This is a genomic window from Arcicella gelida, from assembly GCF_034931025.1.
GTDB classification, from domain to species: Bacteria; Bacteroidota; Bacteroidia; order Cytophagales; family Spirosomataceae; genus Arcicella; species Arcicella gelida.
In genome coordinates this window covers 135,598-157,678 of sequence record NZ_JAYGIL010000010.1, presented here as the reverse complement: position 1 = coordinate 157,678, position 22,081 = coordinate 135,598, and the positions used below count along the sequence as shown (strand labels likewise).

The following is a 22,081-nucleotide window of genomic DNA, read 5'->3' as shown; positions in this document are numbered from 1 at the left end:
AATCACCATTAATAACAGTCCATCAAAATCTGTCCATGCGATTGGAAGTAGCTTACACTTTTCTCAATTTTTTCCTGACAAATCTTATCCAGTACTTCAACTACATCTTTTTGCATTGCCAGCGAGCCACAAATCATAATTACGCCTTTGTTTTGTAACACTTCAGCAAATTGTTCGGCATCTCGTTTTACTAAATCGCCTACATATTGTTTCGTTCCTTCTCTGGATAAAGCAATATTTAGTTGTTGCAATTGCTGATTTTCTTGAAATGCTTTAAGCGATGCTTCGTAAATTTCCAAAGAAGTATTGGCTCGAAAACCGCAATAAAGCTGTGAAGGAATCTTCTTTTTATTTTGACTAATCATGCCCAGAAAAGGAGCAATGCCCGTTCCGTTGCAAATCATCATTACGGCACTTGCTTTTTTAGGAAAATGAAAAGCTTTATTTCTGACGATTTTAGCTGAAATCGTTTCTTCCGCATTCAAATTGTACAAGTAATTTGAGCCTAAACCATTGGGATGAAGCTTAACGCTCAACTGAATTTCTTTGTCAATCAATCCAATCGAATACAATCTTTCTCGGTGGTCGTTGGCGGGATAAATTGCCAATAAATCTCCCGAAGTAACTTTTACTCTTTCTTGCGGAACAAAGCGAAGCATAAAAGTATCTTCCGAAAAAGTATCTTTTGTATGTTGAAGTACTTTCAAAGTACTCATTTCTTCTACTTTAGGACGCTCAATTTTCAAGGAAATTGGCAAATTTGTTTGCTGTGTCCAAGCCTCAGCCCACAAACCAAATTCACTTGGCGATTTGTCGGAAACGGTATGAATGCCCACCAAAGGTTTTGCCCAATTTTGCTGAGTCAATAATTGATTTACTTCAAAAGCAAACTGACAAAAATCTGGATAAGCGTGCGAACCAAAACCCAACACTGAAAAACGAATGGGGTTTGTCTGTGGATATTTTGCCAATAATGAAGTAAACTTTTGGGCGTTGGTAGGAGCGTCGCCTAAGCCATAAGTGGCGGTCATCACCAACAAATATTCAGCTTTTGGATAAATCTGATATTGATTCATTTCAGCCAAAAATGATTTTTCGCCATTTTGAATCAATTGCTCATGCACCGACGAAGCAAACTGTAAAGTACTTCCGTTTTCAGAACCTACCAAAATGATAAATTTGCTTTCTTCGGCACTGTACTTGTTTTTGATGCCCTTTGCTCTTCGTTTAAAAGTAATCGCAAAGCCTGAATAAATAAAGAAAAGAATATTGCAAGAAGCTATTGCCAAAATAATTGCCCACAGAAAACCTGTTCTGCCCGTATGCAAATCAAGGCTAAGATTGGTCAATAACTGAGCCGTAGGATACTGTTTTTCAGCCAGAATTTCTCCTGTAATTTGGTTGACCGCAAGCTCTCTATCTTTCAATTTGAAAGTGTAATAATCCTCTACGTCTTCCGAAAAAGGAAATTCTATGCTTTCTACTTCCGAAAGTTTGGTGTTTTTAAAGATGGCAAAATCTTCTGGCTTTTGTTCAGGCGAAGATTTGATGGCATCAAAGTCTATGTCTAAAGATACTTTTTCGCTTTTGATAAGCTCGAATCTTACCAAAGAAAGATACGTTCCCGTCAGGGCAATCACTAATATCGGAATCAGCGACAAGCGTCCTAACACTACGTGATAGTATTGAGCAAAATTCTCTTTGACTATTTTGGTGAAAAATCGCTTTAAACCTCTTTGTCTTTGAATGATAAGTATCGTTCCCGAAATGCTAATTAGGAGTAATAAAAAAGCCGTTAAGCCAATCAAAAAACGACCCGTTTCGTGGATGAAAAGAGAACGGTGTAAATCGGTTGTCCACTGAAAAAACTCATTTTTGGGCGAAGGAATGCCGAGTACTTTTCCATCAATCGGATTTACATAAACCTCTTTATTTTTTCCGTCGATGTTACTGCCTTTGATGATAACTGATTGATGAGCATTCACACTTAATTCACTAATATCAGGATATTTTTTCCGTAATTGTGGAAGTGTCTGCGACAAAGTAATACTTTTAAAATCAGCAACTTGATGTGTATTTACGGTATCGGCGATAGGTTCAAAAGCAAGAATTACACCCGTTATTGAAGCCAGAGCAAGGAATAAAAAAGAAGATACAGCCAGTATTAAGTGGCTGTATCTCCAGATTGAAATTGTCATAGATTGATACCTGATTAGTTAGCACTAAAACGTACATAGCGAATATAGCCTGTACCTTCACTTTTGGCAGCAAGTCCTTCTGTAGTCAAAGGCACTTCAAGGTCTTTAACATAATATGGTTTGTCTTCTACTGCACTTTCAAAGCGTAATTTATAGTTTGCGTTAAGTTTTGAATTTTCTATTTCAAAAACGATAACACTTCTATCGCCACCAGCCGCCGAAGCTCCTGTAATAGCACTAATATTACTTGGTTTTTTAGAATAAGCTTTATGCCATTCTTTTAAACTTTTATACCATTTTTTGTCTGCACCTAATACATACAAGGTTTTGTCATAAGCACCTTTTGCATCAACAACAGATACGACGATATAAGCACCTTCGCCCATGTAGTTGGTCATCTGAATCATACATTTGTACTTGGTAGTAGCCGTTTGAGCCGATGAAGTAAAAGATTGAACAAGGCTTAACATGAAAATAAACAAGCCAATTTTACAGAAATTACGCATAATTTATTGAGTGAGTTGGTGAATGAGTTAGTTGTGAATCGTGAATGAGTACTATTGAAGGTTTAAAATTATTTTTTAACACAAAGTAGCGGCAACCCTTGCGGTTGCCTTTTATTTCATGCGTGGCAACCGCAAGGGTTGCCGCTACCACAAATTATTGGTCAAAAATATTTTGAATATACATTCATACAGCACTAATTGTAAATGAAAATTCACAATCTCTCCAATTTATTTTAAAAAGTTGATAGATATTTTACTTTTAGCTAAAGTTTCGTTTTCGCTTGCTAAGTCAAAAGCTGTTTCTTTGAAATTGGTAACTGATTCTTTCAAAGCACCGATTGATAAAAGATATTTTAAAATGGCATCATCTTTGGCAACCATAGCAGCTCTGTGCAAAGCGGTAAGTCCTTCGCTATTTTTAGCATTTATATCCACGCCCATTGCCTGAACACGCTTCAACAAAGATAAATCACTTTTAGCAATCGCTAAATGAAACAGAGTATTGCCATTTTTTTGTGGCGTTTTTACATCAAACCCTTTTTCTTGAAGTACTTTTAATTTCGTATCGAAGTCTTCTGGTTTGGGACCACCAAATGCTTGGCGACCTTCTCCACTACTGTACGACTGGATAAGATAAGCCGCAAGATTATCACCATTCTTATCAGTTACCTTTACCGAAGCACCTTTGTTTAGCAAATACTGTACAATTTCTGGTGAATTACTACGAACAGCCATCGCTAAAGCTGTTACACCTTTTGAATTACCTTGATTAATATTTTTTACATGAGGAAGCAACAAGCCCAAAGCACTTGTATCACGACTCGACGAAGCAGCATTCATCAATACTGTATTTCCATCATTATCAGCTTTATTAACATCAACACCTTTTGCTAAGAAATAAGCGATAATATCATTTTGTTTAGGTTTACGCACGATAAAATGAAGAGCATTTTCTCCACTTTTGCTAATTGCAGTCGGCTTTAATTTCAAACTTTCAAGAAATTGATATACTTCGATGCTATTTGCTCCTCTACGACTACCTTGTGCCGCCATAATAAACGCTTGGTCAGTAGCACTTACTCCTTTTTCTATCAAGGTTTTCATGGCTGCTATATTTCCACTTCTGGCTACATAAGCAAATGCGTTGTTTCCTTCTGCATCAGTACTTTTTAAATCAAGTCCTTTTGAGATAAAATAATTGGTTAAAACAAGGTCTTTGTCATTTGCCACAGCCAATAGAAGTGCATTCGCTCCATCGTGATTAAGGTCTTTTTTCAAATCAGCACCGCTACGCAAACAAATATCATAAATTTGAGTATTCGTTTGTCCGCCTGTAGCAGCAAAGTTCAAGGGTGTAAAACCGTGACTATCCTCTACATTTGCTTTTGCACCTTTCGCTACTAAAAACTCCATAATTTCTACATTGCCTTTACTAGCAGCCCAGTGCAAATAAGTACGACCATCATGAGTTAATTTATCGGTTGTATTTCCAGCCTGAGATAATAAAAATTTAATAGATTCATTAGGTGCTTGAGCGTTGATTGCCATCACTACTGGGTCAAAAGACATAGCATTGAGTTGCGAAGGATTATTGCCTTTCTCTACTTCAGCCTTAATCGTACTTACACTAGGTTGGTTTTTCCAGAATGACTGATCCAACAGTACATTTTGTTGCGATTTTGCTGTGAATGAAACAACTGTAAATAATGCAATGATTAGTTTTTTCATGATAATATTTTGAAATACTTGTTTAATGATAATTAGAACGACTTAGACTACTCAACAATTAAATAGTAAAATCAAGGTCATTTATTTAGACTGATTATAAATTACCGTAAAAGTAGTGAGTTTCTTTTTATTAAAAAATTGAATTTGAAAAAGAATCGCATTAAAATGGCATAAATCTAAGAAGTACAAGCAATTTTAATACTTATCAAGATAAACAAGTACATTATGGCAATCCACCAAAATGGACTGCAAGCAAAGTACCAGCTTTTCATCTCAGCCCAGCTTAATGTGCTAGAATATTGCTTGAAATTTAATCAGCTAAGTCAATCTCTTAGTTTATTTTATTTGCAACATCATTGCAAGTAAAATAAAACATCTATATTTGCAACATCATTGCAAAAGAATAAACACTATTTCGACATGCTAATAGCTAAAAACCTTACTAAAAAATACGGTAATCATGTTGCTCTAAACCGTTTGAATCTCACCATCAAAGAAGGTGAGATTTTCGCCTTATTAGGACAAAACGGAGCGGGCAAAACCACAACCATTAATCTTTTCTTGGGCTTTATTCAACCAAGCGAAGGAACAGTTTCCATCAATAATATTGATGTAGTAGAAAACACCCATGAAACCAAGCAACACTTAGCGTATATACCTGAAACGGTAATGCTTTATCCGAACTTGACGGGCATCGAAAACCTTGAGTTTTTTAGTGCGTTGGCTGGCTTTTCATATTCTCAAGAAGAACTTGGGTCATTTTTAAGTAAAGCTGGACTACAAAAAAAGGCTCATCAGCAAAATTTAGGAGGTTATTCAAAAGGAATGCGACAAAAAGTTGGCATCGCCATCGCCATTGCTAAAAATGCTAAAGCTTTACTCTTGGATGAACCAACTTCGGGATTAGATCCAAAAGCTTCTAATGAATTTTCAGAAATCTTGAAAGAACTTTCTGCTAACGGAACTGCTATTTTGATGGCAACGCATGATATTTTTCGTGCCAAAGAAGTAGCCCACCGCATCGGAATTATGAAAGAAGGAAATCTAGTTTCGGTGATAGAGGCAAAAGATATATCAGCGAATGAATTAGAACAATTGTATTTACAAACGGTATAAAAACTAACACACAAAAATATTATGAAGTACTTTTTTACCATTTTATCTGTATTAACCTCTATTTACCTTCAAGCACAAACCATCAAAGGAAAAGTAAACGATGCAAGTACTGGAGAAAAAATCAAAGGGGCGAATGTTCAATTTTTAAATACGCAACAAGGAACTGTTACTGATGCAGAAGGTAATTTTGAAATTGTAGGAAAAGGAATACTCAAGGTTTCTTCGGTAGGGTACAAAAGCTATCAAGTAAAAGCCAATGGTACTTTTTTGAAAATTGAATTGAATCCCGAAAACAAAGAATTACAAACAGTTGAAGTATTGGGTAGAGTAGCCAAAGATTATAACAGCGAATACTCTTTTTCGGCAACGAGAATTTCTGCTTTGAATAAAGACATTCCTCAGTCGATTTCAACTGTAACGAAAGAATTAATTGCCGACAGACAGGCTTTTTATTTGGCGGATGCCGTAAAAATTGCTAGTGGAGTAATTCCTTCAAGTTATTACAATCAATATTCGATTAGAGGAATTAGTCAGAACGAAGAAGGACAAATTATTAATGGAATGCGTACTCGTCAGTATTATTTCTTACAACCACTGACAAGTAATATTGAAAGAGTAGAAGTAATCAAAGGTCCCGCCAGTGCTACTTTTTCATCGGTTGACCCGGGGGGAAGTATCAATTTGGTGACAAAAAAACCTTTGGCGATTGATAGAAAAGAAGTAAGTATAAGTGTAGGTAGTTTTAGTACTTTCAGAGGAACGTTAGATTTTACGGGGCCTTTAAACGATACTAAAACTTTATTGTATCGTGTGAATGCGGCGTATCAGGAAGCCCGTTCTTTCAGAGATTTAGTCGGAAATAAATCGGTATTGATTTCGCCTTCGTTTAGCTATATTCCTAACAACAAAACTGCCATAAATGCCGAAATGATTTTTAGTAATATGACGGGAAATTTGGACAGAGGTCAGCCAATTTTCGGGGCGACGGCTGGTAAAACAGATTTGAACAGTACGCCTATAAGTTTGAATTTGGGTGCTTCCAATGATTTTTTCAAATCTAAAGAAGTAATCATTATGGGAAATATTGCTCATAAGTTTAGCCAAAATATTGGTTTCAATACTTCGTACATGAAACAATCTTGGACAGAAAATTTACAAGAACACCGCACCACCAATGCTTTTGCCGTAGATATTACCAACCAACCTGTAACAAGCTTGGCAGCGATGCAATTTGTTCAACGTCAGCAATATTGGAATATTGATAACCTTAATTCGTACTTCAATTTTGATTTTAAAACTGGAAACGTTAGTCATAAATTATTAGTAGGTTACGATTTGAACAGTTGGCAAAAACTGAAAGGTGGCGGACAAAATGCGGCTCGTGGCTATTTGTTAAAAGACGGTTCTGTGGCAAGTTCGTTTGTATTAGCCAATGCCGCCAATTACCAGACTATTACTGTTGGGGGAAAAGTATTACCAAAACCAAATGTAAATCACTTCGATTTGTCGAATCCAACTTATACCATTCGTAATGTAGAAGATTATACTTTAAATGTTCGCACGGCTTTACCATCGGCACTTACTACGACCAATGCCATTTATATTCAAGAGCAATTACAATGGAATAAATTTACTTTGTTGTTGAGTTTAAGAAACGAATGGTTCAAAGACATCACCAACTACAAAGCCAATAATCCATTGACGGTAGAAAAAACGGCATTATTACCAAGAATCGGTTTGACATACAGCATCAATAAATCTATCAATGTTTACGGTACTTATCTGGAAGGTTTCCAGCCGCAATCCAATACTGTAACGTTGATGCCACAAACGGGTTCATTGCCTGCGGGTAGCCAATTTGACCCGCTGAGAAGTGATTTGAAAGAATTGGGTATGAAAACTGACTTGTTCAATAACCGAGTAAGATTGAATGTGGCTTTTTATGAAATCAAGCAGAAAAATATTTTGATGAATGCCAACGACTCCACAAATCCTGACCTTCTGGTTACTCGTGGTGAAGAAAGAAGCAGAGGTATTGAATGGGATATTGCGGGTTATATTTTACCCAATTGGCAAATCAACGCATCATATAGCTACATTGATGCCATTATCCTTAAAGATAACGACGAATCATTGATTGGTGCAAGAAAGCAAAATACCCCCAAAAACAGCTTTAATATCTGGACTCGCTATAATTTTCTGGCTACTTCAGCCCTCAAAGACCTTGGTGTGGGTTTGGGCGTTCAGCACCAAGGCAGTAAAATTCCTTGGTTTACTCGTGCTTTTGAAGTGCCTGCTTTCACCGCTTTTGATGCAGCACTTTATTACACGCCAAACAACAGTAACGTACAAGTAGCCTTGAATGCTGGGAACATATTTGATACTACTTATTGGCTAGGTGCACAAAACTACTTGCGTTTGTTCCCTGCTGCACCAAGAAATATGACCCTTACATTGACGTACAAATTTTAACAATATGTTTTCACATACAGAAATTCTTATCGCCAAGCATTTTAGAAATACTGCCTTTAGAAATAAGGGAGTATTTCTGCTAACGGTTTTTATCGGTTTACTGCTGATTTATGCAGCTTTTTCGGGCTGGATAAATTTTCAGAAACAAAACGAAATACGAGCAAAATACCAAGAACAAGCCCGAAAAGATTGGCTGAGTAATCCCGACAAGCATCCGCATCGAATGGCACATTTTGGTCATTTTGCTTTTCGTCCAAAAGCTCCGCTAAGTGTTTTTGATTTTGGCATGGAAAGTTTTTTGGGCAATACCATTTTTCTTGAAGCTCATAAACAAAATACTGTCAACTTTTCGGAAGCAGGTTTTTCAACTGGAATGTTGCGTTTTGGTGAAATCAGTATTGCGATGGTGCTACAAGTACTTTTGCCATTGCTAATTTTCTTTTTGGGTTTTAGCAGTATTGCTAACGAACGAGAAAACGGAACGCTTAAAATATTGTTGAGCCAAGGAGTAAGCTGGAAAGAACTAATTGTAGGTAAAAGTCTTGGAATTATTAGCGTAGTAATGATGCTTTTTATCCCGATTATCGTAGCTACGATTCTACTTTGGGCTTTACTTCAAAATATGACTATTTCAATAGACGAAAGTATTCGTTTACTCTTGATTATACTCGTTTATTTTGTCTATTTAGTTATTTTTTGTGTGATTGCTGTCTTGATTTCTGCCATTAGTAAAACTTCAAAAACGGCACTTACTTCACTTATTGGCATTTGGTTGATGCTGACGATTGTACTTCCGAGAGGTTCGCAGGCGTTGGGAGCTTACCTTTATTCGACGCCATCAAAAGCACAATTTAATGCCGATATAGAAAATGATATTCTGAAAGAAGGCGATAGCCACAACCCCGACGACCCACATTATAAAAACTTGAAAGATTCACTGCTGACAGTTTATCAAGTAGATTCAGTACAAAAACTGCCCTTCAATTATAGCGGTTTTGTGATGGCAGAAGGCGAAAAAATAAGTGCTAATATTTATAATCATCATTTAGACGAGCTACTAAAAATCTATGATAAACAGAATAGTTTTTCAAAAGTCATGGCATTTTTGAATCCATTTATGGCGATTAAAAACTTATCAATGGCGTTGGCAAGTACTGATTTTGCTTCATACATCAATTTTCAGGAGCAAGCAGAACAATATCGCTACGAAATGGCTCAGAAAATGAATGAATTACAGATAAAATATATCAGTAATAAAAAGCCAGCAATAGGTGAAAAACCTCATACCCTCGACAAAAAACATTGGGAAGAAATGCACGAATTTGAATATCAACCTTCGGGAGTAAGTTCGGTTTTTAGCCACGAAATCATTTCTGTTTTAGCCTTTATTTTTTGGGTTGGATTACTCTTATTTTTCATCAGAATACTGTCTAAAACCTTAAAAGCAATTTAATATGATAGTCTTAGCATTCAAGAATTTTATACGGTCTAATAGCGTAAAAATAGGTTTAAGTTTTTTACTCATCGCAGGAATCGTTAGCCTTTTTGTAGGCAAACAATTTATAGAAAAACAACAACAAAATATTACAGAAACAGCGGTTTATCAAAAAGAGTACATTGCCCGAAATGTCAATTATCACAAAGACGAAATAGGTTTATTATTGTACTATTTGAAGTTTGCCTTTGTCAACGAAACATTGCCTATCAATGGTTTGTCGATTGGTCAGCGAGATGTCAACTCTTCCATTCAGAGCCTAACCATCAGAGGTTTAGAAGCCCAGAAGTACGATGCAGATTTGAACAATCCGACCAATCTTCTGCTCGGAAATATTGATTTTAGCTTTGTACTTATCTTTTTGTTTCCATTGATAATCATTGCATTTACCTACAATATTATTTCAGAAGAAAAAGAATCTGGCACTTGGCGAATTGTGGCGATTCAGAGTAAAAACTTGTTTTTATATATTTTGCAACTCTTTTTTATCAGGTTTATCGCTGTGATAGCCGTCTTACTTTTTATCCTATTCTTGTCAGTTTTTTTCTTGAAAATACCTTTAGAAAGCATCTTTTTTTCTTTTGTCGGAATTTCCATTTTGTACATTTTATTTTGGTTTGGAATATGTTTTTGGGTAGCATCTTTGCAGAAAAATTCTAATGCCAATGCAGTTATTTTGTTGTCAATTTGGATAGTCCTAATCATTATTCTACCCGCCAGTTTGAATAATTATTTGGTAAATAAATACCCTGTACCCGAAGCTTTGTCCACCACACTCAAACAAAGAAAAGGTTATCATGAAAAATGGGATATGGACAAAACCTTAACAATGAACAGGTTTTACGCACGCTATCCTCAGTTTAAAAAATTCCCTTTACCTGATAAAGAATTTAGTTGGCTTTGGTATTATGCCATGCAACAAATTGGCGACGACGATGCAGCGGCTCAGGCTACTGCTTTCAAACAAAAATTGATTCAGCGAAATAATGCAAGCAAGCTTATCGCACAATTTATTCCGACGATTCACACGCAATTACAACTTAATGAAATTGCACAAGCCGGATTGAGCAATCAATTAGCATTTTTAGACGAGACGGGCGAATTTCACGAAAAAATAAGATTATATTTTTACCCAAAAATATTCGCTGAAGTGCCTGTCAATAGTGAAAATTGGAAAAAGTTTGAGGCAGAAATATTTAAGAATCAGACGACAAACGAAAGCTTACAAACATATCTATCATTGATCGTTTTTAGTTTACTTTTTGGAGGATTCGGTTGGGTGAATTTTAGGAAGAGTATTAATAAATTATAGTTGTTTAGGAAGAATAGATTATTTTACTCCATCAGTTCCGCCATTTTTTGACGTGACTGATGAGTACACCAATGTAAAGTAATTCCAAAAGTAAGAGAACGGAATATAGTCAGGCAGAAATCAAGGTTAGCATTTTCAATAGCTATCAATGCTTTTTGTAGCACTTTCACACATTCTTCAGTCAATTTGATGACTTTGGCTCTTTGTTTGTTATAATATTTTTCAAGCAATCAGCAAACGACTACCTTATTAAAAAGCTAGCCGATTATCGTTATTGAATTAAGCATACGAAAAAGTTAACCTGAAAGTCGTTCCAACATTTTCCTCACTTTCAAAAGTAATAATACCTCCGTTCATTTTTACTAAGTTATGTACTATTAATAATCCTAAACCTGTTCCATTTATTCCTCCAACATTTTCGCCTCTGAAGAAAGAAGAATAAACCTTTTTATACTGATTTCTTGGAATGCCGATACCAGCATCTTTTACTTCAATGACATAGTCATTTTCATTGAAGTAAAAGGTTAATTTTGGATTCTCTCTTTTCGGAGAATATTTAAAAGCATTCGATACCAAATTGTCAATGATATGTTCTAAATGCTGTGGGTCAGCAAGTATTTTTCTTGCCGCTCCGATTTGCTTCACTATTAATTTTCTTCCATCTTTTTGATGCCTGTTTTGTCTTTCCATGACATAATTTACAATTGAAACCAAATCTACTTCTATCTTTTTTATATCAGTAGTTTCATCTTCAATTTTGCCTAAAAACAAGGTTTCATCCATTAATTTAGTAATTCTAACAATTTCAGTATGAATATTATCAAGTTGCTTGTTTAACTTCTCCCTAAAAATATCATTGTTTTGTTGTTCAAGAAACATTCCTATAATTTCAGCGGAAGAAGAGATAGTAGAAAGTGGTGTTTTAAATTCATGAGCTGTCATTGCCACAAATCTTGTCTTTAACTGGTTTAGCTCTTTTTCTTTTTGAAGAGCAATCATCATACTTTCTTCAGCTTTTTTCTTCAACGTTATTTCTCTACTTGAACTAATAATTCTATCTTCAATATCATATTCATCAAAAAACATTTTATAGGACGTTTGCAACCAAACAAATTCACCATCTTTTTTCAGGAATCTATACTCAATTAATGATTCTGTTTTATCTTCCGAAAGTAAAAGTTCATGTTTTCTTTGTACTTCTTCAATATCATCAGGATAAAAGTAATCATACACATTTTTGCCTGTTAGTTCTTCTGGTTCAAAACCCAAAACATCTTTACTTGAAGGAGAAACATAAAGATAGTCGCCCTGAAGATTGTAAATACAGATTAAATCACGCACATTACTTGACAATAACTCACTAAAATGAGAATTCGCTTTCTCGTTAGTAATGTCTCTTAAAGTGCCAGTTACACCTAAAATTTCCTTTTTTTCATTCGTTAAAAGGGTAGCAAAAACTTTGATCCAAATGATGTTACCAGCTTTGCTGATATAACGAATAGAATGATTACATGAAGTTTTTTGCTGATTAATTAAAGGCTCAAAAAGTAATTCATTCTTTTTGATATCGTCGGGGTGTAGAAATGTATAAAAAGGTTTTCCGATAGATTCTTCAATAGAATAACCTAAAATATCACTCCAAGCCTTATTCAGGAAAGTCCAATTTCCAACATTATCTGTTTGAAAAAGCACTTCGTGTACACTCTCAACTACATGTTTATATTGTTCTTCTTGTTCAGATACTTTTAGAATCAGTTGTTGTTTTTCAGTAACATCTCTTGAATAAATGATAAGATGAGTCACTTTTTGTTCGGTATTAAAAACTGGATTGATATAAAACTCATAATATTTTCCTTTGGCTTCATGAGTAGTCCTAAATCTTTCTCCACTCAAACCTCTTCTAATATTATTTGGAGCAACAGATGAAAACAAAGTGTCAGTATCAGTAAGTCTTTTACTTCCGATTACTGGGGAATAACCATATAATTCTTTAAAAAAAGTAGAATAAGCTTTATTGAAAAAAACAAAATTACATGCTGCATCTAATATACAAACAGGATCTATCAGAATATCTAATGCTTCTTGGCTTAATAATAACAGGTCGTTTTGCTTAGTCATCTTTAAAATGAGTTTAATAGATAATGGTAAAAAACATTTTCACCCATCTTTATTGATTGGAGTTAATGATTATTGAACTAATTCAAAATTTCTATTGATATGAAATGGTAGAATTGTCAGTAAATATCCTTTAAGAAAAGTAATAAAACACTAACAATAATCATAAATTTAAACATTTTTTGCACTTTTAAAATTATATCTATTATTTTTTGATGCTGGAGCGTTTTTTAGAAGTACGGAAATTCTAAAGTAAAAGTAGTTCCTTGATTTTCTTCACTTTCGAAAGTGATTTTACCACCATTCATTTTCACTAAATTATGGACAATCAATAAACCTAGTCCTGTACCTTTAATATCCCTTACATTATCTCCCCTAAAAAAAGATGAGTAAACTTTTTTATGCTGATTTTGTGGAATTCCCAAGCCATAATCTATAATATTGATGGTGAAATTATTTTCATTAAAAGTTAAAATTAAAACTGGGTTTGGCTTATTTTGAGAGTATTTAAAAGCATTTGAAATTAAATTATCTAAAATATGCTCTAAATGTTGAGCATCAGCAAATACTTTTCTTACTGTTCCTCTTAATTCAAAATATAATTTACGTTTATCTTTTTGATGTCTTACTTGTCTGTCAATAATGTACTGAACTAAGCTTACTAAAGCTATTTCTTCTTTGTTTACTTCTGTTTTATTGGCTTCTATTTTTTCTAAAAATAGAGAAGAATCCATCATATCAGTCATTCTAAGTACTTCTACATTGATATTTTTTACTTGTTTGATAATATTTTCAGTATCAACATTAAGCGTGCGTTCAGCATACATTTCAATTATTTCAGCAGATGAAGAAATAGTTGAAAGTGGTGTTTTAAATTCATGAGTAGTCATCGCCACAAACCTAGATTTTAGCTCATTTAGCTCTTTCTCTTTGTGAAGAGCTTTCATCATACTCTCTTCAGCCAATTTTCTTTCTTGAATTTCATGTGTTGAGGTGATAATCCTATTTTCAATTTCATACTCATCAAAGAATATCTTGGAATTAGATTCCACCCAAACATAATCTCCATTTTTCTTTAAAAAACGATATGATATATACGTACTATCTCCTCGTACTTTTAAAATCTCTTGATGGCGTTTTTCGACGAGTTTAAGGTCGTCAGGATGAAAAAAATCATAAGGGCTTTTACCAATTAATTCATAAGGTTTGAATCCTGTTAAATCTTCAATAGAGGGCGAAACAAAAAGATAAGTGCCATCTTGGTTATGAATACAGATAAGGTCACGGACATTGTTTAATAATAGCTCGTTGAAATGCTCATTGACTTTTTCGTCAGTAATATCTCTTAAAGTACCAGTTGTACCAATAATTTCATTTTCTTCATTTATTAAAAGCGTAGCAAAAACTTTAATCCATCTTACCTTTCCAGCTTTGGTAATGTAACGGATAACATGACGGCAAAACTTTTTTTTACGATTAATAAGTGGTTCAAAAAGTAATTCATTTTTCCTGACATCATCTGGATGTAAGTACGAATAAAACGGAGTGTTAATAGATTCTTGAACGGTATATTGGAAAATCTCAGTCCAAGCTTTGTTTAAAAATGTCCAGTTACCTACAGCATCGGTTTGAAAAATTACATCATGAATATTTTCAACGACATATTGATATTTTTCTTCTTGAGCCGAAACTTTTTTAATCAGGTTATTCGTCTGCGTAGTTTCACGAGCTGAAACTACTAAAGACTCAACTTTTTGGTTTACATCAAAAATAGGACTAACCGTAAATTCCAGATATACACCATTAACTTGCTTGCTAATTTTAAAACGCTCTCCACTAAATCCCCTCTGGAATGAACTTTTAACAATTTCTCCAAGATTTGGACTATTGTTCATTAGCCCTTCTTTTCCAATTTCGGGATACACATTAAAATGCGAAAAATAGAGTGAAGAGAAAGATTTATTGAATGCCAGTATTTTATATTCTGTATCAACAATAAATACAAATTCATCTAATGCGTCGAGAAATTGATTGTTCAATATCATAAGCTGTTAGTGTTGTTGGGTAAGTCATTTTAAAAGTCAAGTTGTGCACCTCGAAAAAGGTTAGCCTATTTGTAAACAATTCAGTGTGTTAGTGAATGTTAATAATTTGATATATCATAATCTTTCTAACTTACAATACAAAATAACAGTTTATTTAAGGTCTGTGCAATCCCTTAAAGTAGGGGTTTTTCCCTAATTTAAGGGGTAAGACAAATTATTTTACTAATAGAAGGAAATAAAAAAGCAATACCGATCATAAGACAAGTATTGCTTTGAAGAATCTTTAAGGAATCGAAATAATCAACAAGATATTTAATCTGAAATCTATTTTGCAGTCAGTTCTTCATTGGTACTCTTTTCTTTTTTCAGCTCGGATATAGGGATAAAAAAGCCAGCGTAACAGCTCAAACAGTGATAGTATTTAAAGCTAAAAAATGGTGATAAAAAAAGTTTTACCATGAAGGGTCTTCTAGTTCGTTCACCACTCAAAATGTTCTTGCATTTTGGACAGCAATTTGTAGAAGCCTTTCTAAAAGTATAAAATAAGAGCATGATGATTTGTATTATTGGTAAAACCAATAATACAAAAATGTAAGGTTGTTGCATGATTGTAATGTGTTAGTGAAAAAAACTATTGTTTAAAAGTGAATTAAATTACTACTATGACTTGTGTATTAGATTATTCATAGCTTTATGATGAGAATAAAGCTATTACCGCAATGGTTGCATTTATAATATTCAAAATTATTCAGATAAAATAAGAGTACTTTTAAGTAGAAAGGAGTTTTGATTACTGTACAAAACCTATTATCACAGTTTGGGCATTTTTTTTGAGTTGTTCTTTTAATATTGTAAATCAAAAAAAAGATAATTAAACAACTCAAAATGATTGCTATCGGAAATGTAATTGAATTAAAATTAGGGTTAAGCATTTAATTATCTTTTTATTAACTATGGTTATTCCCAAATCAGTATTTTTACAAACTCACTGGAATTTTTATGATGACATCAAACAATTGATTTTCACCTTTTACTTCAAAACCACCACTTATTAATTCAATCCATTCCTTTACAATATATAAGCCTAAGCCTGTGCCATTCATATCTTTGGGATTATGTGCTTGATAAAATGGCTTTATATCTTCAGTTGTTATAGTATAATTATCTAAATAATGGTTTCTGATAATTAAAACTAAAAAATCATTCTCAAATCTTGCATTTATATATACTTTTCGATTATGGTCAGCAAAATTGACTATATTTTGAATTAACTCCGTGAACATAATTTGAATTAAATTCTCATCATATCCATATAAATAAGTAACGTTTGACTTTATATTGATGTCAAATATTTTCAATGAACTTTTAGTTACACTATCCACAATTTCATGTAGGAACTTAATGGCGTTTATTTGGCTATTAGCTCCTAACACATTTTTCCAAGGATTTACCGAATTTGATAATTGGTTGTACCATAATAGTTTTCGGGTCGTCCTCAACATCCTGTTACCAGAAGAATAAATACCTTCTAATAAAGATTCTATGTCGGAAGTTTGCTTATTCCTAACCATATCCAAAGCAATCTCGCTTAAGTTAATAATACCATTAAGCGGTGTTAGGTATTCATGATTAGAAACATGATAAAATACATCTATCGCATTTTTTTTGATTTCGATACCTACTGATTCCTTTTTTTGGCTACTCATTGCTAGGCGTGCTTGAATGGTTTCAATTAACACTTTTGCATTAAAAGGCTTAGTCAAGAAATCATCTGCACCCGCATTCATTCCTCTTCTTTTATCCACAAAATCAGCTCTGGCAGTTAAAAAAACAAAGGGTAAATTTAGAAATAGAGGGTTTGACCTTATTTGTCTTAATATTTCATAACCATCAATTTCGTCTAAATTAATATCACAAATAACCAAATTCGGATTAATAGATGCTATTAAATCTATTCCTTCTTGTCCTCTATTAGCAACAAAACAATTAAACCCATTAATTTCAAGGATAATTTTTGTGTTCTCTGCTAATTGTATCTCATCCTCAATTAATACTATTTTTGGCATTCAAATATGATTTATAGGTGAATTCAAGCATTATACATGTTCCTTTGTTTATTTGAGATTTACAATAAATTTTCGCTTGATGAAAATCTGTGAAATATTTCATCACATGTAAACCTAACCCTGTTCCATTAATTGAATCTACATTTGAAGCCCTTGAGAAAGCTTTAAATAAATTTTGTAAGTCTTTTTCAGGTATCCCAATTCCATAATCCATTACCATTATAGTTACAGAATGATGCCTAAAATGTAGTTGTAATATTGGATCTCTTTTTCCTTCTGAATACTTAAAAGCATTACTGATAACATTATTCAGAATATGATTCATCATCATTCTATCAAACTCTACTTCTTGTTTTACTCCTTTTACAATTACTTGCATTTGTCTTCCATCAGCCAATTGTGTATATTTTTCATGAAGTATTACTTTTACGAAACTTTCTAAATCTTGTGGGAACGGCCTAAATTCTACTTTACCACTTTCTATTTTACTTATCAAGAGTAATTCTTCCATCAAGCTCTCCATACCATTCACTTCGCTAACAATCCTTTTAGTATGGAAATCAACAGCATCTCTGTCAAGTTTATTAGCTTCGTTAAGCATTTCCATAATTTGCGCACTCGACTGGATAACAGAAAGCGGTGTTCGCATTTCATGAGAAACAATATTTACAAAACCAGATTTAAGCTCGTTCAGTCTTTTCTCCTTTTCTATGATTTTTTGTAATTCAGAAACGGCAAGATGTTGATCTGTTACATCACTAAAAAAGATTGCATAAAATATTTCATTGCTTTCAGCCGTGTTATATGGAACAAACGAAATACTTAAATATCTTTTTGAACCATACTTATCTTGAAAACGATATTCTTTGGTCGAACCTTCAAAACTATTACTCCTCTTAGCAAGCCCTATTTCCTTTATCAAAGAAGAAATATTTTCAATAGCAATTTCATCAATTGATTTCCCTATAATATCGTCAGAAGCATAACCAAAAGTAGATTCAAAAGAAGAGTTTGTATAAATAACATTAAAGGATTGGTCAATCACAATTACAGCAATACTTAGAATTTCTGTAATCTGAGCCAAATTTTTCTCTCTGCGATTAACATTCTCTTCTGCATTTTTGATAGAAGTAACATCCATTCCATAGCCAACAACAAACTCTAATTCATTGTTATCAGCATAAAATGGGTGCATTCTGCGAAGATGATACTGGATATTGCCTTCAGGAGTGATGTTTTCTTCCAAAAATTCATTGAACTCTTTTTGGTTGACGACCTTCTTAAATAACTCTCTTCTTTTTTCAGCAATACTAACGTCTCTTCCTCTGAATTTCACATAATCAAAATCATCTTTTCCGATAATCCATTCTCTGATTTCATCATTTTTGATAGCTCTTTTGTTGGCAAATAAATATTTGTGGTCTTTGTCAAAAACTGCAACATCAGCAGGAATATTCAACAAAATACTTTCATAGAATTTCTTCTGATTATTCTTCTTCATTTCTAAACTATGAGCGTAGGTATAATCATAGTAAATCCATACTTGTCCCTCAAAAAAATTATTATTGATAATAGGTAAGTAATCTCTTAAATAAACTCTTCCATCAGCTAGTTCAAGGATTTCTTGTCTAACGGGTTCTTTTTTCTCAAGAATTTCTTTTACTCTTTCTAAAAACTCTTGAGAATCTTTGAAAAGCGGCGCAGCAGATTCAGCGGCTTGTTCACAGTTGAAACCAACCAATTGCTCTGGCTCAAGAGGAATATTGAATAGTTTACAAAAATTGGGATTTACAAATTGTAACCTTCTTTGATTATCCTCTAATAAAACTGCAAAGGGAACTTCATTTAAGATAAAACGGAGATCCAAGGCTATGTCATTCTTTTTAAAAACCATCGAAGTCAAATTTTCCAATAGCAAGTTCTATTGCATCAATAAGCATTACTTTACTTACTACTTTTTGTAAATACGCTACAATTTCTACCTCTAATTTTCTTTCTTGATATACTGCATATTCTGATGCAGAGACTACAATTACTTCTATTTGTTTTCCCCTAAATTCTACCTTGTTATCTTTTAAATAGACTAAGAATTTATAGCCATCCATCACAGGCATATTTAAGTCTAATAGAACAATTATATGCTGGTAACTACTTTCTTTGATAAAATCAACAGCTTGCTGTCCGTCTTCACATTCTCCAATTGACATTCTAAAAGAACTCAATTGTTTAGACAACACAAGCCTGTTCATTCTATTATCATCTACAATTAAAATGAATGGGTGCTTGGTCATAATTATTTTTTAGTTGATGAATAAAGCTAATAATTCACCTTTCGAATTAATTTCTAGCTTTGCATATATTTTTTTAATATGGTCATTTACAGTGGAGTAACTGATAAATAATTGATTTGCTATTTCTTTGTAGCTTTGTCCTTTAAGTAAATAATCAACCACATCAAGTTCTCGTTTTGTAAGAACACCTTCTATCTTAGCTTCTTTTTCTTTTGTTTTCTGAGCAATCTTAGAAAACAACATTGAGGCTACTTCTGGCGAAATCAAAGCTCCATTATTCTTAATAATATCTATTTGATCTATAATTTTCTTGAGCGAAAGTGGCTTTAATAAATATCCATTTGCACCAACACTTACCGCTTCCCAAACAGAATCCTCATTGCAAGTACCACTTATCATCACTATGTGTGCATTAGGGTAGGTTTTACGAATCAAGCTGATACCTTCTATTCCAGAGATACCCGGAAGACCAATATCAATAAAGATTAGGTATGGCTCTTGCGTTAATGATTTATTTTCAATAAAAAATTTCTCTATACTATTCACAGAAAAAACAATTTTTATATCTGGGTATAATGAGAAAAACTTCTCTATATTATCTCTTAAATTATGATCATCTTCGATGATTCCTATTAACAAATCCATTTCTTAAATTTATTATGATTCAAATGTTCTTTCAGCCAAAGGTAAAACCCTTTGAAATGAGCATAGAGAATGAAGGTTCTAAAAAAAAATGACAATCATCACTTTTTCTGTTACTTTCATGGCTCAGGAACATTCATAATACAATTAAACCAACAGCAATATCCGCCCGACTCACCGTTAGTTTAATTGTATTAATAAATATCAAGTTGTTACTTTCTTAAAATTCATGGTTGCGAACCTCAAGCACATGGTTAGGTAAACATTAAACTTGACATTGCAAAGTAAGTTTTTATTATATCGTTATACAATCCCTTAAAATAGGGGTTTTTATAATAGAGTCATTTTTAGGAAATGAAGGGTAATCTTTAATATAACTTTTCTCTTTATCTATTTTATTGTGGAACTCACATTTCGCCTGTTACCTTGTTTTTCAATCAATCATTTATTGATTAATTCCGATAGAATACGTTTTACAGTAGGTAATGGTATCACCAATTTTTCAGAAATTTCTCCCTACTGAATGTTGTGATGATTTTGTATAATCATAAAGATTGATTTTTCCTTGGGCGAAAGTTGTGTTTCCAAACCGCTTTTATTCAATTTCTTCATAAGTTGGGATTGAATATTTGACAGGCAACCCAAAAAGAATGGCAGTTTGTGAAAAAACTGACTATACAAAAAGATGGAATGAACAGAGGAGAACCAAAACAAAAAAATCCATAAATGTTGATTTATGGTTAAGGTAAGTTTTATACCTAATAGAACAAAATAGCTCATTAAACTCTAAAAAGCACTAAAAACAAAAAAGCAGGCAAAACCTACTCTTCCCAATATCTTCAAACCGAACTATAAACCATAAAAGAAACCACCGAAGCCGACCGCTCAGGTCAAGACTAACCGTATGCCTTCATGGCTTTGCTTTCAGCCACCAAGAAGACGATGTTATTGGCGGCAGCTATTATTTCATTAAGCTACTATTCATTACTATTTCTCTAATTTTAATTTCGAATTCATAAAATAAGTCTATGTTCTCATTAGATTGATTTTCTAATACAATTACGTCCACGTCTGTTTTGGGAAAGTACACTTTAAATGATACAAAACCTGAACCGCCACCTGTGTGTCCTACATATTTGATTGGAGTTTTGTCACTTATTCTTATGCCATAACCGTAACCTATTTTTTCTTTTCCAAAAGCGTTATGTTGTGCAGTAATACTATAAGTTGTCATTAGTTTGTAGGTTTCTGGTTTTAGGATTTTTCCTTTGTGTAATAATTCGTCCCAAGTATTTAAGTCAATTACATTTGAGATAATTCCAGCCGCAGAAACCATATCATTATTTTCAATTGGCTTTTCTACTATTGCAAAATTATTGTTTGTGTTACGATAACCTTGAACTCGATTTTGTTCTTTTCCTTGCTCGAAACAAAATGTGTTTTTCATTTTTAATTCTTGAAACAAGTCATTTGCTACATCAATATACCTTCTGCCAGTAACTTTTTCTATTATCTTTCCAAGCATTATATAAGTCGTGTTGCCATATTTAAAGTCAGAACTTGGTTTAAAAATCAAGGGTTTGTCAATATCGGCTATTCCAGCAGAGAAGTTCAATAAATGATGAACTGTAACAGTGTCTGCCCAAGTTTGGAGCAAGTCGGGTAAATATTTTCTAACTGGACTTTGTAAATCTATTTTCCCTTTTTCAACTTCTTTTAAAGTCAAAACAGCTGTAATTTGTTTACTGTTTGACATAATAATAAAATTGTCTTTGGTTTTTAAAGGAGTTTTGTTTCCCAAATTTGAATATCCAAACGCCTTCTTATATTTTGTTTTACCTTTTTGAGTAATCAAAATTACTCCGTTGAAACTTCTCGGATTTGTCATTTTGATTAAACTATCTATTTTGGAAGAATAGTCGTCTTTTTCTTGTCCATAACTACCACTACTTATTAGAAGGATTGCTAAAAAAAGGATTAAAAGTCTGAATGTTTGTGTCATTAAAATGTCTTTATTTTTTGTTGTCTTGTTTTAATCAAGCGGTTTGTCATAATTGACACCAACTCTTAAACATACGCATGTTTGCTGTTTTTT

At 33.2% G+C, this 22,081-nt stretch carries 14 protein-coding genes; 4 read left to right on the top strand and 10 right to left on the bottom strand.

All coding sequences use genetic code 11. The features are described 5' to 3' along the window. Positions 1–8 precede the first annotated feature (8 nt). The 3 genes from VB776_RS10310 to VB776_RS10300 all read right to left on the bottom strand — a co-directional run bounded on the left by VB776_RS10310 (position 9) and on the right by VB776_RS10300 (position 4,432). The gene (locus tag VB776_RS10310) at positions 9–2,198 is read right to left on the bottom strand and encodes a PepSY domain-containing protein (RefSeq protein ID WP_323328684.1); all 2,190 of its coding nucleotides are present in this window, start codon (positions 2,196–2,198) and stop codon (positions 9–11) included. A gap of 14 nt (positions 2,199–2,212) precedes the next feature. Further along, positions 2,213–2,704, bottom strand: coding sequence for a DUF2271 domain-containing protein (locus VB776_RS10305; RefSeq protein WP_323328682.1), 492 nt, complete (start codon positions 2,702–2,704; stop codon positions 2,213–2,215). A 228-nt stretch (positions 2,705–2,932) separates the two neighbouring features. Beyond that, positions 2,933–4,432, bottom strand: a complete 1,500-nt coding sequence (locus tag VB776_RS10300; RefSeq protein WP_323328680.1) for an ankyrin repeat domain-containing protein — start codon at positions 4,430–4,432, stop codon at positions 2,933–2,935. Between the two features lie 420 nt (positions 4,433–4,852). Between VB776_RS10300 and VB776_RS10295 the strand changes: the two genes are divergently transcribed. Genes VB776_RS10295 through VB776_RS10280 form a run of 4 tightly spaced genes read left to right on the top strand, consistent with a single transcriptional unit; the run spans position 4,853 to position 10,827 of the window. Beyond that, positions 4,853–5,548, top strand: coding sequence for an ABC transporter ATP-binding protein (locus VB776_RS10295; protein WP_323328678.1), 696 nt, complete (start codon positions 4,853–4,855; stop codon positions 5,546–5,548). A 21-nt stretch (positions 5,549–5,569) separates the two neighbouring features. Continuing rightward, a complete protein-coding gene (locus tag VB776_RS10290) occupies positions 5,570–8,020 on the top strand; it encodes a TonB-dependent receptor (RefSeq protein WP_323328676.1) in 2,451 nt (816 codons plus the stop codon). A 4-nt stretch (positions 8,021–8,024) separates the two neighbouring features. Beyond that, complete coding sequence (locus VB776_RS10285; protein WP_323328674.1) at positions 8,025–9,473, top strand: ABC transporter permease; 1,449 nt, start codon at positions 8,025–8,027, stop codon at positions 9,471–9,473. Between the two features lies 1 nt (position 9,474). Then, complete coding sequence (locus VB776_RS10280; protein WP_323328672.1) at positions 9,475–10,827, top strand: DUF3526 domain-containing protein; 1,353 nt, start codon at positions 9,475–9,477, stop codon at positions 10,825–10,827. A 279-nt stretch (positions 10,828–11,106) separates the two neighbouring features. Here the strand turns inward: VB776_RS10280 and VB776_RS10275 are convergent, their stop codons facing one another. The 7 genes from VB776_RS10275 to VB776_RS10245 all read right to left on the bottom strand — a co-directional run bounded on the left by VB776_RS10275 (position 11,107) and on the right by VB776_RS10245 (position 21,988). Further along, positions 11,107–12,945 carry a sensor histidine kinase gene (locus VB776_RS10275; protein WP_323328670.1) on the bottom strand — a complete coding sequence of 613 codons (1,839 nt, stop codon included), beginning with the start codon at positions 12,943–12,945 and terminating at the stop codon, positions 11,107–11,109. 227 nt (positions 12,946–13,172) lie between these two features. Then, positions 13,173–14,987 carry a sensor histidine kinase gene (locus VB776_RS10270; protein ID WP_323328668.1) on the bottom strand — a complete coding sequence of 605 codons (1,815 nt, stop codon included), beginning with the start codon at positions 14,985–14,987 and terminating at the stop codon, positions 13,173–13,175. A 977-nt stretch (positions 14,988–15,964) separates the two neighbouring features. Then, the gene (locus VB776_RS10265; RefSeq protein ID WP_323328666.1) at positions 15,965–17,053 is read right to left on the bottom strand and encodes an ATP-binding response regulator; all 1,089 of its coding nucleotides are present in this window, start codon (positions 17,051–17,053) and stop codon (positions 15,965–15,967) included. After that, entirely contained in the window at positions 17,031–18,947 is a 1,917-nt protein-coding gene (locus tag VB776_RS10260) for a sensor histidine kinase (RefSeq protein WP_323328664.1), read from the bottom strand. Before VB776_RS10260 ends, VB776_RS10265 begins: the two co-directional genes overlap by 23 nt. Then, positions 18,937–19,344 (bottom strand): response regulator, encoded by a 408-nt coding sequence (locus tag VB776_RS10255; protein ID WP_323328662.1) that lies wholly within the window; start codon positions 19,342–19,344, stop codon positions 18,937–18,939. The genes VB776_RS10260 and VB776_RS10255 overlap by 11 nt, the downstream gene beginning before the upstream one ends. Positions 19,345–19,353: 9 nt before the next feature. Then, positions 19,354–19,989 (bottom strand): response regulator transcription factor, encoded by a 636-nt coding sequence (locus VB776_RS10250; RefSeq protein WP_323328660.1) that lies wholly within the window; start codon positions 19,987–19,989, stop codon positions 19,354–19,356. A gap of 958 nt (positions 19,990–20,947) precedes the next feature. Then, entirely contained in the window at positions 20,948–21,988 is a 1,041-nt protein-coding gene (locus tag VB776_RS10245; protein ID WP_323328658.1) for a serine hydrolase domain-containing protein, read from the bottom strand. Positions 21,989–22,081: the final 93 nt, after the last annotated feature.